Origin of the sequence: Planococcus salinus (assembly GCF_003719725.1) — a bacterium.
Classification (GTDB): domain Bacteria; phylum Bacillota; class Bacilli; order Bacillales_A; family Planococcaceae; genus Planococcus; species Planococcus salinus.
This window is the reverse complement of the sequence record NZ_RIAX01000002.1, coordinates 320024-335160: the sequence shown is the minus strand read 5'-3', so window position 1 is coordinate 335160 and position 15137 is coordinate 320024. Positions and strand designations below refer to the sequence as shown.

Annotated in this window: 15 protein-coding genes; 14 read left to right on the top strand and 1 reads right to left on the bottom strand. The window is 48.2% G+C overall.

Going from position 1 to position 15137, the window contains the following annotated elements:
- The first annotated feature begins 253 nt into the window (after nt 1-253).
- The 12 genes from gmk (at nt 254) to EEX84_RS04240 (ending at nt 12539) form a co-directional block, all read left to right on the top strand.
- On the top strand, nt 254-874 hold the full coding sequence (gene gmk, locus EEX84_RS04295; RefSeq protein ID WP_123164351.1) for a guanylate kinase: 621 nt from the start codon (nt 254-256) through the stop codon (nt 872-874).
- A complete protein-coding gene (gene rpoZ / locus EEX84_RS04290; RefSeq protein WP_123164350.1) occupies nt 874-1098 on the top strand; it encodes a DNA-directed RNA polymerase subunit omega in 225 nt (74 codons plus the stop codon). Before gmk ends, rpoZ begins: the two co-directional genes overlap by 1 nt.
- A gap of 76 nt (nt 1099-1174) precedes the next feature.
- Nucleotides 1175-2380: a bifunctional phosphopantothenoylcysteine decarboxylase/phosphopantothenate--cysteine ligase CoaBC gene (gene coaBC, locus EEX84_RS04285; protein ID WP_123164349.1), complete on the top strand. Its 1206-nt coding sequence runs from the start codon at nt 1175-1177 to the stop codon at nt 2378-2380.
- Nucleotides 2370-4766, top strand: coding sequence for a primosomal protein N' (priA, locus tag EEX84_RS04280; protein WP_123164348.1), 2397 nt, complete (start codon nt 2370-2372; stop codon nt 4764-4766). Before coaBC ends, priA begins: the two co-directional genes overlap by 11 nt.
- A 20-nt stretch (nt 4767-4786) precedes the next feature.
- Entirely contained in the window at nt 4787-5293 is a 507-nt protein-coding gene (gene def / locus EEX84_RS04275; RefSeq protein WP_123164347.1) for a peptide deformylase, read from the top strand.
- On the top strand, nt 5290-6222 hold the full coding sequence (fmt, locus tag EEX84_RS04270) for a methionyl-tRNA formyltransferase (RefSeq protein WP_123164346.1): 933 nt from the start codon (nt 5290-5292) through the stop codon (nt 6220-6222). The genes def and fmt overlap by 4 nt, the downstream gene beginning before the upstream one ends.
- The gene (gene rsmB / locus EEX84_RS04265; protein ID WP_123164345.1) at nt 6219-7583 is read left to right on the top strand and encodes a 16S rRNA (cytosine(967)-C(5))-methyltransferase RsmB; all 1365 of its coding nucleotides are present in this window, start codon (nt 6219-6221) and stop codon (nt 7581-7583) included. The genes fmt and rsmB overlap by 4 nt, the downstream gene beginning before the upstream one ends.
- Before the next feature lie 19 nt (nt 7584-7602).
- Nucleotides 7603-8352, top strand: coding sequence for a Stp1/IreP family PP2C-type Ser/Thr phosphatase (locus tag EEX84_RS04260; protein ID WP_123164344.1), 750 nt, complete (start codon nt 7603-7605; stop codon nt 8350-8352).
- Between the two features lie 2 nt (nt 8353-8354).
- Entirely contained in the window at nt 8355-10334 is a 1980-nt protein-coding gene (gene pknB / locus EEX84_RS04255) for a Stk1 family PASTA domain-containing Ser/Thr kinase (RefSeq protein ID WP_123164343.1), read from the top strand.
- 15 nt (nt 10335-10349) lie between these two features.
- Nucleotides 10350-11246: a ribosome small subunit-dependent GTPase A gene (gene rsgA, locus EEX84_RS04250; RefSeq protein ID WP_123164342.1), complete on the top strand. Its 897-nt coding sequence runs from the start codon at nt 10350-10352 to the stop codon at nt 11244-11246.
- Complete coding sequence (gene rpe, locus EEX84_RS04245; protein WP_123164341.1) at nt 11239-11904, top strand: ribulose-phosphate 3-epimerase; 666 nt, start codon at nt 11239-11241, stop codon at nt 11902-11904. Before rsgA ends, rpe begins: the two co-directional genes overlap by 8 nt.
- A complete protein-coding gene (locus EEX84_RS04240; RefSeq protein ID WP_123164340.1) occupies nt 11901-12539 on the top strand; it encodes a thiamine diphosphokinase in 639 nt (212 codons plus the stop codon). The genes rpe and EEX84_RS04240 overlap by 4 nt, the downstream gene beginning before the upstream one ends.
- Before the next feature lie 56 nt (nt 12540-12595).
- Here the strand turns inward: EEX84_RS04240 and rpmB are convergent, their stop codons facing one another.
- On the bottom strand, nt 12596-12784 hold the full coding sequence (rpmB, locus tag EEX84_RS04235) for a 50S ribosomal protein L28 (protein ID WP_123164339.1): 189 nt from the start codon (nt 12782-12784) through the stop codon (nt 12596-12598).
- A 222-nt stretch (nt 12785-13006) separates the two neighbouring features.
- Between rpmB and EEX84_RS04230 the strand changes: the two genes are divergently transcribed.
- Complete coding sequence (locus EEX84_RS04230) at nt 13007-13369, top strand: Asp23/Gls24 family envelope stress response protein (protein ID WP_123164338.1); 363 nt, start codon at nt 13007-13009, stop codon at nt 13367-13369.
- Nucleotides 13370-13387: 18 nt separating this feature from the next.
- Nucleotides 13388-15040, top strand: coding sequence for a DAK2 domain-containing protein (locus EEX84_RS04225; protein WP_123164337.1), 1653 nt, complete (start codon nt 13388-13390; stop codon nt 15038-15040).
- Nucleotides 15041-15137: the final 97 nt, after the last annotated feature.

The window sequence follows — 15137 nt, the reverse complement described above, 5'->3', positions numbered from 1 at the left end:
AAATCGTTTTGTTCCATCTTATCATTTCCAGGGTGTATTATGATATAATAAGGCAGTTAGTTCGAAACCGAAGAATAAAACTCATCTGCAAAAAACAGCTGGACAGACGCTGTGTTTCGCAGAATGAATTGTTTCAATCGCTATGTCTGATTGTGTAGCTGCCTGCTGGACAATGCATTTGTGCAAAGTAACGGCGGCTGATCAGAAACCCGGCGCGGTAAAGAATAGGATGACGAAATGAATGAGGGATAAAATGAGAAAACAACGTGGACTGCTGATTGTTTTATCCGGGCCTTCAGGTGTTGGCAAAGGCACGGTAAGAAAAGAGCTGTTCTCACAGCCGGACACAAATTATGAGTATTCGATTTCCATGACGACGAGAGCCCCACGTGAAGGCGAAGTCGATGAAGTCGATTATTTCTTCAAGACCAGAAGTGAGTTCGAGTCGTTGATCGAGCAAGGACAGCTTCTGGAATACGCGGAGTACGTCGGGAATTACTACGGTACGCCGTTGGAGTATGTCAATAAAATGCGGGATGCAGGACGTGATGTGTTTTTGGAGATTGAAGTCCAGGGCGCTTCGCAAGTGCGGGAAAAAGTGCCCGATGGCCTGTTCATCTTTTTGGCGCCGCCAAGCTTATCGGAATTGGAAGATCGGCTGGTCGGGCGTGGGACAGAAACAGACGAAGTGATTGCTTCCCGTATTCACGCTGCCCGCCAAGAGCTGGAAATGATGAATCTGTATGATTATGTCGTGGAAAATGACAAAGTGGAACTTGCGTGTGACCGGATCAATGCCATCATCATTGCGGAACATTGCAAGCGTGAGCGAGTAGAAAAAAGATATTTTGACATGCTAAAGGAGAATGCCTGATGTTATACCCATCCGTTGATAAATTGAAAAGCCAGATCGATTCCAAATATTCGTTGGTTGCCCTCGCTTCAAAGCGCGCCCGTCAGCTGCACGAACACGGGGATGAAAAACTGGACCGTTATGTCTCCCGAAAAGCTGTAGGAAAAGCGCTGGAAGAAGTAGCTGCCGGAGTACTGAGAAAAGAAGAGCAGGATGAATTTGCAGTTTACGAAGATGAAATTTAACCATTAATCGCAACAGACACGACTCCCAGGGCAATTTTGTTCTTTGGGAGTTTGTTGTTTAGAAAGGGTGTTGGAGTTGTTGTCGAATCGTAAGATTTTATTATGTGTGAGTGGTGGCATTGCTGTATACAAGGCGGTCGCGCTTGTCAGCAAGCTGTCTCAGGCAGGCGCTTCCGTCAAAGTGATCATGACAGAATCCGCCCGCCAGTTTGTGCAGCCGCTGTCTTTTCAGGTAATGTCCCGAAACGATGTATTCTATGATACTTTCGACGAAAAGGACTCCTCCGTCATTGCACATATCGATTTGGCGGACTGGGCAGACTTGGTGATTGTCGCTCCGGCGACTGCCAATGTCATCGGGAAATTGGCAAACGGCATAGGGGATGACATGGTGACCACGACTTTGCTGGCCACGACTGCCCCGGTCTGGATAGCGCCGGCGATGAATGTCCATATGTATGACCATCCGGCTGTCAAACGGAATATCAGCCGGCTGCATGAAGACGGTGTCCGATTTATCGAACCGTCCGAAGGTTTTTTGGCATGCGGTTATGTAGGAAAAGGACGGCTGGAAGAGCCCGAGAAAGTGGCTGCGCTTGTAGCGGATTTTTTTCAGCAATCGCATAAATTGAAAGGCAAAAAGGTCGTAGTGACGGCTGGACCGACACGGGAACGGATTGACCCTGTGCGGTTTTTAACGAATTTCTCCAGCGGTAAGATGGGCTACGCGATGGCCCAGGCTGCTGCGGAACAGGGAGCGGAAACCATTCTGATCAGTGGTCCGGTCTCGTTGCCGGCACCTGAGGGAGTGACACGCATCATGGTGGAAAGTGCGGAGGATATGTTGAATGCAGTAATGGCACAGTATGACGACGCAGATTATGTCATTAAGACGGCAGCTGTTGCCGATTATCGGCCACAGACGATTCACAGCCAGAAGATGAAAAAGCAGGAAGGTGCATCAACCATCGAACTGGAACGGACAGTTGATATTCTGCAGCATCTGGGAAATGAAAAAAAAGGCCAGGTACTGATCGGTTTTGCAGCGGAAACAAATAATGTCGCTCAATATGCCAAGGACAAATTGGCGCGAAAAAACGCGGATTATATCATAGCAAATGATGTGACGGAATCAGAGGCGGGGTTCAACTCCGACAACAACCGCGTAACCATCTTTGGCAAAAATGGCTTGGAGCAAACATTCGAGCTGTTGCCGAAGCAGGAACTGGCACGCAGGTTGCTGCAGGTCATCATCGAACAGGAAGAGAACCATGATCGCTGAAGTAATCGTTGACGTTGCTGCACATCCGATCGACCGGCCTTTTGACTATGCTATACCAAACAAGCTCGAGCCGTTGACAGAACCCGGCATGCGTGTGAAGGTTCCTTTTGGCAACCGGAAAGTACTGGGGTTTATTACAAACATTAAACAGACGACAGAACTCGATTCTGCAAAAATAAAACCGATTCATGAATTGATGGATGTAGTGCCGGTCCTGACGCCGGAACTGCTGGAATTGGCGAAGTGGATGAAAGAGAAAACGGTATGCTTTGAAATCGATGCCTTGCAGGTGATGATTCCTGCCGCTTTGCGTGCCAAGTATGAAAAGCGCTTTGTGTTAAAAGCTTCTTTAGAGGAAATTGCGCCGCAGCTGCGGCCCTTTTTTGCGAAACGGCCTTTTGTGCGCGCTTCAGAAGCGGAAGAATTTTTCAGCCAGCTGAAAAAAGAAATGGACAAAGGAACCATTATGGCGGATACGGATATTTCCCAGCAGACAGCTGTCAAAAAAGTGAGAATGATTCATATTGCCGATTCACTGGAACAGTTGGAAGCCATTGAGATCCGTGCCAACGCCAAGCAACAACTGAAGTTAATGGAGTACATGAAAGCGAATGTCGGACGTGCCATCGAATCTGCACAACTGCAGAAAGAAGCCGGAACGACATTGCCGACCATCTACAGCCTGGTCGACAAAGGGGCCGCTTCCATCAGTAATATGGAAGCGTACCGTGATCCGCAGCTGCTTGCGCAAATTGAAAAGAAGGAATCACTGTCGCTGACACCGGCTCAGCAACAAGCGTTTGATGCGATCAGGCGTTCATTGGACACGTCCAGAACTTTCCTGCTGCACGGCATTACCGGAAGCGGAAAGACGGAAATTTATCTTCAATCCATCGATCAGGTATTGAAAGCCGGTAAAGAAGCGATTATGCTTGTGCCGGAAATCTCCCTGACTCCCCAAATGACGGTGCGTTTCAAAGAACGGTTCGGTGATATGGTGGCCGTTTTGCACAGTGGCTTATCGGCCGGTGAGAAATACGACGAATGGCGCAAAATCCAGCGGGGGGAAGTGAAAGTGGTGGTCGGAGCGCGATCGGCCATTTTTGCACCGTTCCAGAACCTCGGCTTGATCATTTTGGATGAAGAGCACGAATCCAGTTACAAACAGGATGATTCTCCGCGTTATCATGCACGGGATGTCGCCATTTGGCGCAGCGAATTCCATCAATGCCCGGTCATACTTGGAAGCGCCACCCCATCGCTTGAATCCTATGCCCGTGCCCAAAAAGGCGTCTATGAATTGCTGGTGCTTGAAAAACGCGCACAAAACCAGCCGTTGCCCAATGTTGAGATTATCGATATGCGGGAAGAGCTGAAAAAAGGCAATCGTTCGATGTTTTCAGTTCCTTTGGCGGATGCAATCCGTGAACGCCTTGAGAAAAAAGAGCAAGTGGTGCTGTTTTTGAACAAGCGCGGCTACTCTTCTTTTGTGTTATGCCGTGATTGCGGAACTGTGATGCAATGCCCGAATTGCGACATTTCACTGACTTACCACCGCTCAACCGAAATGATGAAATGCCATTATTGCGGCTATGACGAAAAAGTGCCGACAACTTGTCCGGAATGTGAAAGTCAACATATCCGCTTTTTTGGGACCGGTACGCAAAAGGTGGAAGAAGAACTGGCCAAAGTTGTCCCGGAAGCCCGTGTGTTGCGTATGGATGTCGATACGACAAGGAATAAAGGGGCACATGAAAAAATTCTTGCGGCATTTGGCGAAGGAAAAGCGGATATATTGCTGGGGACACAAATGATTGCCAAAGGTTTGGATTTTCCGAATATCACGCTGGTGGGCGTACTGTCGGCTGATACGACCTTGCATTTGCCGGATTTCCGCGCTGCGGAAAAAACCTATCAGTTATTGACGCAGGTCAGTGGCCGGGCAGGGAGAGACAAACTTCCAGGCACGGTTTATATTCAGTCCTATACGCCGGAGCATTACGCCATCACGTTGGCAAAGGACCAGTTGTTTGAACCATTTTACGATCAGGAGATGGCGATGCGCAGAGCCAGTGGGTATCCGCCGTATTTTTACGTTGTCAATATTCAGTTCACCCACGAAGACCTGATGACTGTTTCAGAATACGCGGAACAGACGGTCCGTTATTTAAATTCGCAGTTGTCACCGAGTACAATTATCATCGGGCCATCAGCCTCGCTGATCGCCCGTGTCAACAATAGATATCGCTATCAATGTTTGATAAAATACAAAAAAGAACCGAAATTATCAGAAGTCCTGCAGCAGCTCATTAAAATATACCGTACAGAGTGGCTGAGAAAAGGGGCGACATTGTCGATTGACATGAACCCCACTTCTGTGATGTAAAAAAGAAATGAGGAATTAGAATGGCAATCCGTACGATTGTAAAACACCCCGATGAACTATTGGAAAAATCATGTGCAAAAGTCACTGTCTTTGATAAAGAGCTGGCAGTATTACTGGATGATATGTATGAAACGATGATTGAAGCTGACGGCGTCGGAATTGCGGCGCCTCAAGTGGGCGTCTCGGCCCGTGTCGCAATCGTCGATTTTGGTGAAGGCCAGGATCCAATTGAAATGATCAATCCGGAACTGGTGCTGTTCGAAGGTGCCGATACCGATATTGAAGGATGCTTGAGTTTCCCCGGTATTTTCGGGGAAGTCGAACGACCTGATCATGTGAAGATCAAAGCACAGGAGCGTGACGGTTCATGGTACGAGTTGGAGGCGGAAGGCTACGAAGCACGAGCTATCCTCCACGAAATGGATCATTTGGATGGAGTGTTGTTTACGAGCAAGATTACCAAGTACATTTCGCAGGAAGAACTGGATGAAATTTTGAAAGCGCAGGAAGAGGAGGAACCGGTTTGACCAAAATTGTCTTTATGGGAACTCCTTCGTTTTCTGCGCCCATTCTGCGGATGCTGGTCGAAGAAGGCTATGATGTCATTTCAGTGGTGACACAACCGGATCGTCCGGTGGGCAGAAAGAAAGTCCTGACGCCCACTCCGGTGAAAGAAGAGGCACTGCGTCTGGGGCTTCCAATACTCCAGCCTGAGAAATTGAAAAATCCGGAAGCGATGGAGCAGGTTCTAAAGCTGAATCCCGATTTGATCATCACAGCTGCTTTCGGTCAGATCCTGCCTTCGGAAATTCTGGAAGCACCACGGCTGGGTGCCATCAACGTTCATGCATCACTGCTGCCGAAATACCGGGGCGGAGCGCCCATCCACCAGGCCATCATGGACGGCCGGCAGGAAACCGGCGTGACGATCATGTATATGGTGGACCGTTTGGACGCAGGAGACATCATTTCACAAAAAGCGGTACCGATCGGAAAAAGCGACCATACCGGAATCATGTTCGATAAACTCAGCGAAGCTGGCACTGAATTATTGAAAGAGACTTTGCCTGCTATTATTGAAGGAACGAATAAACGGATTCCGCAAAACGAGGACGAAGTGACGTTTGCACGCAACATCACCCGAGAGCAGGAGCGCATCAATTGGTCAAAGCCAGCCATCGACCTATACAACCAAATCAGAGGATTGCATCCTTGGCCTGTTGCCTATACGACGTTCAATGATGCCAATATGAAAATTTGGTGGGCAGAAGAAAGTACCGGAGGAAAAAGCGGGGAACCCGGAGAAGTCATCGGTTTGGCAGACGATGCAGTCATCGTCCAGACGGGCGACGGAGCACTGGCCATCAAGGAATTGCAGCCCGCTGGAAAAAAACGCATGACAGCGAAAGAATATTTGCGCGGACCTAAAATACAGGTAGGAGATCGGTTTCTATGAAAAACAAAAAATTGCCGGGCAACGTAAGAGATGCGGCGCTGTCCATTCTCTGGGCAGTGGAAAACAAACAGGCATACAGCAACCTGCTTTTGCACAAAACCCTCGAAGGCCACGGGATTTCGGCTAAAAACCGCGGGTTGCTGACCGAAATCACCTACGGAACCCTGCAGCATCAAATGACGCTTGATTACTATCTGGAGCCGTATCTGAAAGGCAAAGTCGAACCGTGGGTGAAAGTGCTTCTGCGCTTATCACTTTACCAGATGCTGTATTTGGACAGGGTTCCGGAACGGGCTGCAATCAATGAAGCAGTAGAAATTGCAAAAAAACGCGGTCACAGCGGAGTGGCTTCTGTTGTCAACGGTGTGCTGCGTTCCATTCAGCGGGGCGGCGTCCGTTCGTTCAATGAAATCAGCGACCCGGTTGAAAAAATTGCCATTGAAACAAGTCATCCGGCCTGGCTCATCAAACGCTGGTCCGAACAGTATGGAATGGAAAAAACCCGCGAGATGGCATTGGAAAACAACAAAATCCCTCCGCAGACGGTCCGTGTAAACACGGTCCGTGCAACTCCGGCAGAAGTGCTGGAAATGTTGGAATCGGAAGGTCTGGAAGCTGTCCAAAGTGAGCTCGTACCGGAGTGTCTGGTGGTCACCAAAGGCCAACCCGCACGCTCTGCCGCATTCGAAAAAGGCTTTATCACCATCCAGGATGAAAGCTCAATGCTTCCTGTTTATGCCATGCAGCTGACACCGGGGATGGAAGTTCTGGACCTGTGTGCGGCTCCGGGAGGGAAATCCACACACATTGCTGAAAAAATGGAAGATCAAGGTGCTCTTTATTCCCTGGATCTGCATCAGCACAAAGTCAAGCTGATTGACGAAACGGCCACCCGGCTGGGCCACTCCATAATTGAAACGGCAGTCGGAGACGGCAGGCAAGGAGTGGAGCGTTTCGGTGCAGAACGGTTTGACCGGGTATTGGTGGATGCCCCCTGCAGCGGGCTGGGCGTCATCAAACGGAAGCCGGATATAAAGTATACAAAAAAAGAAGAGGACTTCGACCGTTTGCAGGATATTCAGTTTGATTTGCTGACGCAGGCGGCGCAGCTTTTAAAGCCGGAAGGAATTCTGGTGTACAGCACCTGTACGGTGGATTCCCAGGAAAACCGGGGTACTGCTGAGCGGTTTCTGAAAGCCCATCCGAATATGGAAAAAATCAGTGTTTCTTTGCCGGAGGCGCTAAAGATGAAAAACACTGGATTTGTTCAGATTTTTCCACAGGATTTTGGAGGGGATGGCTTTTTCATCGCCGCTTTCCGTAAGCGACCGGGTTCTGCACAAGATTTGACCAATTCCTGAAAGAAGCGAGGAGATATAGTTGTTCCAATATGTAGCAGAAAGTGATACAGGATTGAAGCGGGAAGTGAACGAAGACCGCGTCGCTGTGCTGAAACGCCCGGAAGGCTTGCTGCTGGCCGTAGTGGCTGACGGCATGGGCGGCCATAATGCCGGAGATGTGGCCAGCGCGATGACGGTGGAGGCGTTGGGCGAAAAGTTCCTCGCAGAGAAGGCGGATGCTTTTTTAACTGAAGAAAGCAGAAAAGGCTGGCTATCCAGAAGCATTCAACATGTCAATCGGGCGGTTTTTGACCACGCCGGAACGCATCCGCAATGCAAAGGGATGGGCACGACACTGATAGCGGCCATCATTGACCATGACCAATGCACTTTGTGCCATATCGGAGACAGTCGGGCCTATCAGATAGAAGATGAAGTGGTTCAGCTGACACGGGATCACTCCTATGTGAATGTCCTTGTCGATAGCGGAGAAATAAGCGAAGAAGAAGCGGAAGATCATCCGAAGAAAAACTGGATTGTCAAAGCACTTGGGACGGAAGAAGGCATTGAAGCGGATTTCCTGCAGATCTCCCTGGCCGCGTCTTCCTATCTGCTGTTATGTACCGATGGATTGAGCAATAAAGTCACAAAAGAAGCCATTTTTGAAATTGTCCAATCCTCCATCCCGCTTGCCGAAAAAGGCGAAGAGCTGGTGAAACTTGCCAACCAGCTTGGAGGGGAAGATAATATCTCATTGATCCTTTTATCCTCTAAGCTTGAGGAGGTGTAGCCATGATGATCGGCAGAAGTATCAATGGGCGCTATAAACTGCTGAAACTGATCGGCGGAGGCGGCATGTCGAATGTGTACTTGGCGCATGACATGATTTTGGACCGTGATGTCGCCATAAAAATTCTGCGCTATGATTTCTCGAATGAAGAGGAACTGCGCCGGCGTTTTCAGCGCGAAGCACTTTCGGCAACCAGTTTGGCCCATCCCAATATCGTTAATATTTTTGATGTTGGAGAAGAGGGCTCTTTGCATTACCTGGTGATGGAGTATATTTCGGGAAAAACACTGAAAGAGTACATAATCGAGCATTCGCCGGTTGCTCCGGAACGTGCGGTCGAAATCATGAAGCAAATCACTTCTGCATTGGGACATGCCCATCAGAACCAGATTGTCCATCGTGATATCAAACCGCAAAACATTCTGATGGACGAAGAAGGCAATGTGAAAATCACTGATTTCGGCATTGCCATGGCGTTGAGCGCAACTTCTTATACACAAACCAACTCTGTGCTTGGGACTGTCCATTACTTGTCTCCTGAACAAGCGCGTGGAGGCACTGCAAACAAAAAATCCGATATCTATTCTCTGGGGATTGTCATGTTTGAATTGTTGACAGGCCGTTTGCCATTTTCGGGAGAATCGGCTGTTTCCATTGCGTTAAAGCATTTGCAGACGGCGACTCCATCGCTGCGTGAAATTGTTCCGACCTTACCGCAGAGTCTGGAAAATGTAGTGCTGAAAGCCACAGCCAAAAACGAGCAGTACCGCTATCAGTCCGCCAATGAAATGGAAGAGGATTTATCGACGGCTTTATTGCCGGAACGGTTGGATGAACCGAAGTTTGAAGTGCCGGTCGACCAGGACGCAACAAGAGCCATGCCCATCATCAAAGACGAATCAGCTTATGACAGCGTGGAAGAAACCAAATTGCTCAATTCGTCAAAGAAAGCCAAGGAGAATCAGCCGGTTTCTTCGTCGGACAGTAAAAAGAAAAAGAGGAAGTGGCCGTGGATTGCCGGGATTGTCGGCTTTTTGTTCCTTGCCGGCATCGTACTGGCTTTGGCTTTTCCCGGCTGGTTTGAGCCGAGACAAATAGCGGTGCCGGATGTGGCGGGAATGGAACGCAACGAAGCGGTGGAAGAACTGCAGGCTGCCGGATTTGAACTGGGAGAAGAAAGTGAACAGTTCTCGGAGGAAGTGGAAGCCGGAAAAGTCATTCGGACGATTCCCGAAGCTGGGAAAATGAGGAACCGGGAAGCCGAGATCCAATTATTTCTCAGCTCAGGAAAAGAAACCACGGAGTTTGCTGATTATGTCGGAAGCAACATCGACCAAGCAATGGGTTTGCTGGAGTCTCAGAACTTCCAATCAATCCGGCAGGTTGAGGAGTTTTCGGATGAACCTGCCGGAACTATTATTGAGCAGGAGCCGAATGGCGGCACTGAAGTGGTCATAAGCGAGACGGAGGTCGAATTCACTGTCAGCAAAGGAAAGGACATGCGGGAAGTGGCAGACCTTTCCGGCTATAGCGAAGAAGACTTGAATAACTATGCGCGCTCTTCCGGCTTCCATATCCGGATTGTCGGGGAGGAAGCATCCGAAGACGTAGAGGCGGGCAATGTATTATCTCAAAGTCCTGAAGCTGGGGAAGAACTGGAACCCGGGAGTTCCATTGAAGTGATCGTATCTTCCGGCCCGGCGGAATTGCCGCTCAAGACGTATATTCATACAGTTGAGATTCCATATGAACAAGCGGATACAGGCGGAGAAACTGACCAGCCAGCCGAGCAAAGAATCCGGATTTACATTCAGGACCAGACACGGACAATGGCTGAGCCGGTCGAAGAATTTACCATCACAGAGACGGAAACCCGCAGAATCCAATTGCAGATTGCAGAAGGGCAAAGTGCGGTTTACCGGATTGTCCGGGATTCGACAATTATTGAAGAGGAAACGATCGAGTATAATAGTGTTGATTAAAGAAGGAGTGAAAGCATGCCGAAAGGTCAAATCAGAAAAGCTTTAAGCGGGTTCTATTACGTATTGGATCAGGACGGGGAACGCTATATCCAATGCAGGGGGCGAGGTGTTTTCCGCAACCGGAAAATTACACCGCTTGTCGGTGACTTTGTCGATTATGCAGCTGACAATGATTTGGAAGGTACCATTACGCATATTCATGAACGCAAAAACGAGTTGGTTCGGCCACCTATCTCCAATATTGACCAAGCCATTCTGGTGTTTTCAGCAAAACAGCCTGACTTTCACCCGCTGTTGCTCGATCGCTTTCTGACAGCCATTGAATCATTTTCGATCAAACCGGTTATTTGCCTGACAAAGATGGATCTGGTGAATGAAGAGGAACAAGAAAAATTGCAGCGTTACATCGAAGATTATGAAACCATCGGATATGAAGTGATTCCTGCTTTCAAAGGAGATCCCGCATTGGCAGAGCGGCTGCTCCCGGTCCTGGAAGGAAAGACGAGTGTGCTGGCCGGCCAGTCCGGTGTCGGGAAATCGACTTTGCTGAACACCATTCTTCCTTCTTTGGACCTGAAGACAGACGCCATCTCACAGGCCTTGAACCGGGGGAAACACACGACACGTCACGTGGAACTGATGGAAGTGAACAACGGACTGCTCGCGGACACGCCGGGGTTCAGCTCTTTTGATTTTGAAACCATTGAAAAAGAGGAGCTGTCGGCATGCTTCCCTGAAATGGCGGAACGATCCGGAGACTGCAAGTTTCGGGAATGCCTCCATTTGAATGAACCGAAATGCGCCATCAAAGCAGCAGTCGAAGCTGGAGAAATTGCCGATTACCGGTACAAGCATTACCTGAAATTCCTGGAAGAGATTATGAACCGAAAGCCGAGGTATTCAAATGATTAAAATAGCACCCTCTATATTAGCAGCTGATTTTGCAAAGTTGGGACAGGAAGTTGAAGAAGTGGAAAAAGCGGGGGCGGATTGGATTCATGTGGATGTCATGGACGGCCATTTCGTGCCGAACATCACCATGGGACCGATTGTGGTGGATGCCCTGAGACCGTTGAACAAGCTGCCGCTGGATGTCCATTTGATGATTGAAAATCCGGACCGTTATATAGAAGATTTCGCCAAAGCGGGAGCAGATTACATCACGGTGCATGTGGAAGCTTGTCCACATTTGCATCGAACCATCCAATTGATCCGTTCGTTTGGGGTCAAACCGGGCGTTGTATTAAACCCGCATACCCCCGTGGAGACCATTCAGCATATTCTGGAAGACATCGATTTGGTGTTATTCATGACGGTCAATCCGGGGTTTGGCGGACAGAAGTTCATCCACTCAGTTATTCCGAAAGTGCAGCAGCTGAGCGATCTGCTCAAAGAGAGAAACTTGTCAGTGGAAATTGAAATTGACGGCGGCATCAACGAAGAAACGATCGTGCCTTGTGCAAAAGCGGGAGCGACAGTTTTTGTTGCCGGTTCCGCTATTTACAATAAGCCGGACCGTGCGCAGGCGCTTCAGAACATCAAGAAGGCTGGAGAAGAGGCGATTTCGTGATCATCGTCATTACTGCCGGGGGACCGGTTCAGGAATTGCCGGATTTGGCGCTGTGGCAGGAGGCCGATTTCATCGGAGTTGACGCCGGGACCCTGGTTTTGCTGGAAAAAGGAATCACGCCTGTAGCAGCAGTGGGGGACTTTGATTCGGTATCATCCGATGAATTGAAAAAAATTTCCTCGCTGTTTCCCGGACTGCAGCTCGCTCCGGCTGAAAAAGACGAAACGGACACAGAACTGGCGCTCAAAAAAGCGATGACATTTCAGCCGGAAATCGTCATTGTCACAGGTGTCACGGGTGGAAGACTGGATCATTATATGAGTGCATTGCATGCTATTTATTCGTTTCAAATGAAGTTTCCTGCAACGAAATTTTTGCTGGTCAACCGGCAAAATCGCATCCGCTTTCTGAGTCCGGGAAAACATGTGATCAAGCGTGGTGAAGATTTTCGTTTCGTATCATTTTATCCGTTTGCAGAAGCCATCAGAGGATTGTCGCTTTCAAACTTCAAATACGAAGTGCTAAACGAATCCATCCCTTTTGGCTCAACCCGATTTATCAGCAACGAACTTTTTTCGGAAGGAATCGTTTCGATTGAAGAAGGAAGCTGCATCATGATTGAAAGCAGGGATTAAAGTGCATGAAAAAAGCCAGGCTGACAGAAGTCAGCCTGGCTTTTTATCATGAGCGATTAAACGCGCTCAACTTTTCCTGATTTCAACGCTCTAGCAGAAACCCATACACGTTTCGGTTTGCCGTCTACAAGGATACGAACTTTTTGAAGGTTTGCTCCCCATGTACGTTTATTCGAATTCATCGCGTGCGAACGGCTATTTCCAGAACGAGCTTTACGTCCACTAACTGCACATACTTTAGGCATGTAAGTCCCTCCTCACAAGTGAAGCTGAAAATTATAATAGAATTTCAGTTCGTTTTTCGTTTCACATACTATAACAATTTACCACAGCCTTGAACTGTTTGCAACTGATTTTGAGAGGCTTTCAAGAAAAAAACCTTTACACCTTGAAAAGCCGGCTTTTCTTATATAGTCGTTTCATGTAGAATATAAAGTAGTGAAATAGGACTCAAGGAGGAATTTTCAATGTCGATTGAATTGAAAAATGAGTATGGTCAAATCGATATTTCCAATGATGTGATCGCGCAGATCGCTGGAGGCGCAGCGATTGAATGCTATGGAATTGTAGGGATGGCGACAAAACATCAAATCCGTGACGGATTAACTGATATACTGCGTAAGGAGAATTTCGCTAAAGGCGTAATTGTCCGGCAGGAAGGCGCAGATCTGGTCATTGATATGTATGTCATCATCAGCTATGGAACGAAAATTTCCGAAGTGGCTTACCAGGTCCAGTCAAAAGTGAAATATACTATTGCGAAAACGCTTGGCATGTCTGTTAAAGCGGTAAATATTTTTGTGCAGGGAGTTCGTGTTACGAACCCGTAAGAGGAGGAAAATTCGGCTATGAAGTCATTGAACGGAATTCAATTTGCAGAAATGGTACAGATGGGATCTCATCATTTGTATCAGAATGCAGATTATGTGGATGCATTAAATGTATTTCCGGTGCCTGACGGCGATACGGGAACCAATATGAACTTATCGATGTCATCCGGAGCAAAGGAAACGGAAGCGAACGCTCAGGAACATATCGGAAAAACCGCTGAATCGTTATCGAAAGGCCTATTGATGGGGGCACGCGGAAATTCCGGTGTTATTCTTTCGCAATTATTCAGAGGTTTCGGTAAGTACATTGTCAACGAACCGGAATTGAACGCTGCCAAATTTGCAGGAGCGCTTCAACATGGCGTGGAAACAGCTTATAAAGCGGTGATGAAGCCGGTGGAAGGCACGATTTTGACGGTAGCCAAAGATGCGGCAGCAAAAGCGATGGAACTATCCAAAACAGAAGACGATCTCATCGTCTTATTTGAATCAGTTGTAGAGGAAGCGAAAGCTTCGTTGGAACGCACGCCCGATTTGCTGCCTGTCTTAAAGGAAGTGGGCGTTGTGGACAGTGGCGGCCAAGGGCTTGTCTATGTCTATGAAGGATTTTTGGCCAGTTTAAAAGGGGAGCAGCTTCCTGAAAAACACAGCCACGCTTCCATGAACGAATTGGTCAGTGCAGAGCATCACAAAAATGTGGCCGGTTTTATGGACACTGCGGACATAGAGTTTGGTTACTGCACTGAATTCATGGTGAAGTTCGAGGATGGCAAAAAAGAGTTCAACGAAGCCGCTTTTCGTTCGGATTTAAGTGAATACGGCGATTCGCTGCTGGTCATTGCAGATGACGAAATTGCAAAAATCCATATCCATTCCGAAGAGCCGGGAAAAGTGCTTACATACGGCCAGGATTATGGCAGCCTGATCAGCATGAAGATAGAGAATATGCGTCAGCAGCATACAGAACTGCAGGATAAAGAAGCCAAACGTAATGCGGCACAAACTGAAGCGAAACATCCATACGCTGTAGTGACGGTGGCGATGGGTGAAGGCATTGGCGAAATTCTTCGGAGTATCGGTGCTTCCTACGTCATCGAAGGCGGGCAGACGATGAATCCTTCAACGGAAGATATCGTCAAAGCGATTCAATCCATCGAAGCGGAACGTGTACTGATTCTGCCGAACAATAAAAACATTGTTATGGCCGCAGAACAGGCAGCGGAAATTTTGGATATCGAAGCTGCTGTGGTACCGACAAAAGATGTTCCTCAGGGAATGGCGGCATTGCTCGCTTTTAATCCGGAAGCTTCTGTAGAAGAAAACCGGCAAGCGATGAGCGGTGCATCTGAACACGTAAAATCCGGTTCGGTCACCCATGCCGTTCGGGACACGTCGATTGATGGCGTCGAAATCAAAAAAGATGACTTCATGGGAATTTCCCAAGGGAAAATTGTCGTAGCAGATTCCAATTTGGAGCAAGTTGCCAAAGAGCTGGTCAAGAATTTGCTGGATGACGATTCGGAAATTGTGACGATCCTTTATGGGGAAGACGCGACGGAAGATGAGGCTGAAAAATTGGCCGACTTCATCGGAGAATTGAACGACGAAGTGGAAGTCGAAATCCACAACGGAAAACAACCTCTTTACCCTTATATTTTATCAGTGGAATAATTTCCTCAAGCGCATACTTCTGTATGCGCTTTTAACATTCCTCGAAAGAAGTCTCCCTCTTCAAACGTGTGAAGGGTGAAGCCCAGCGGTAAGGGGG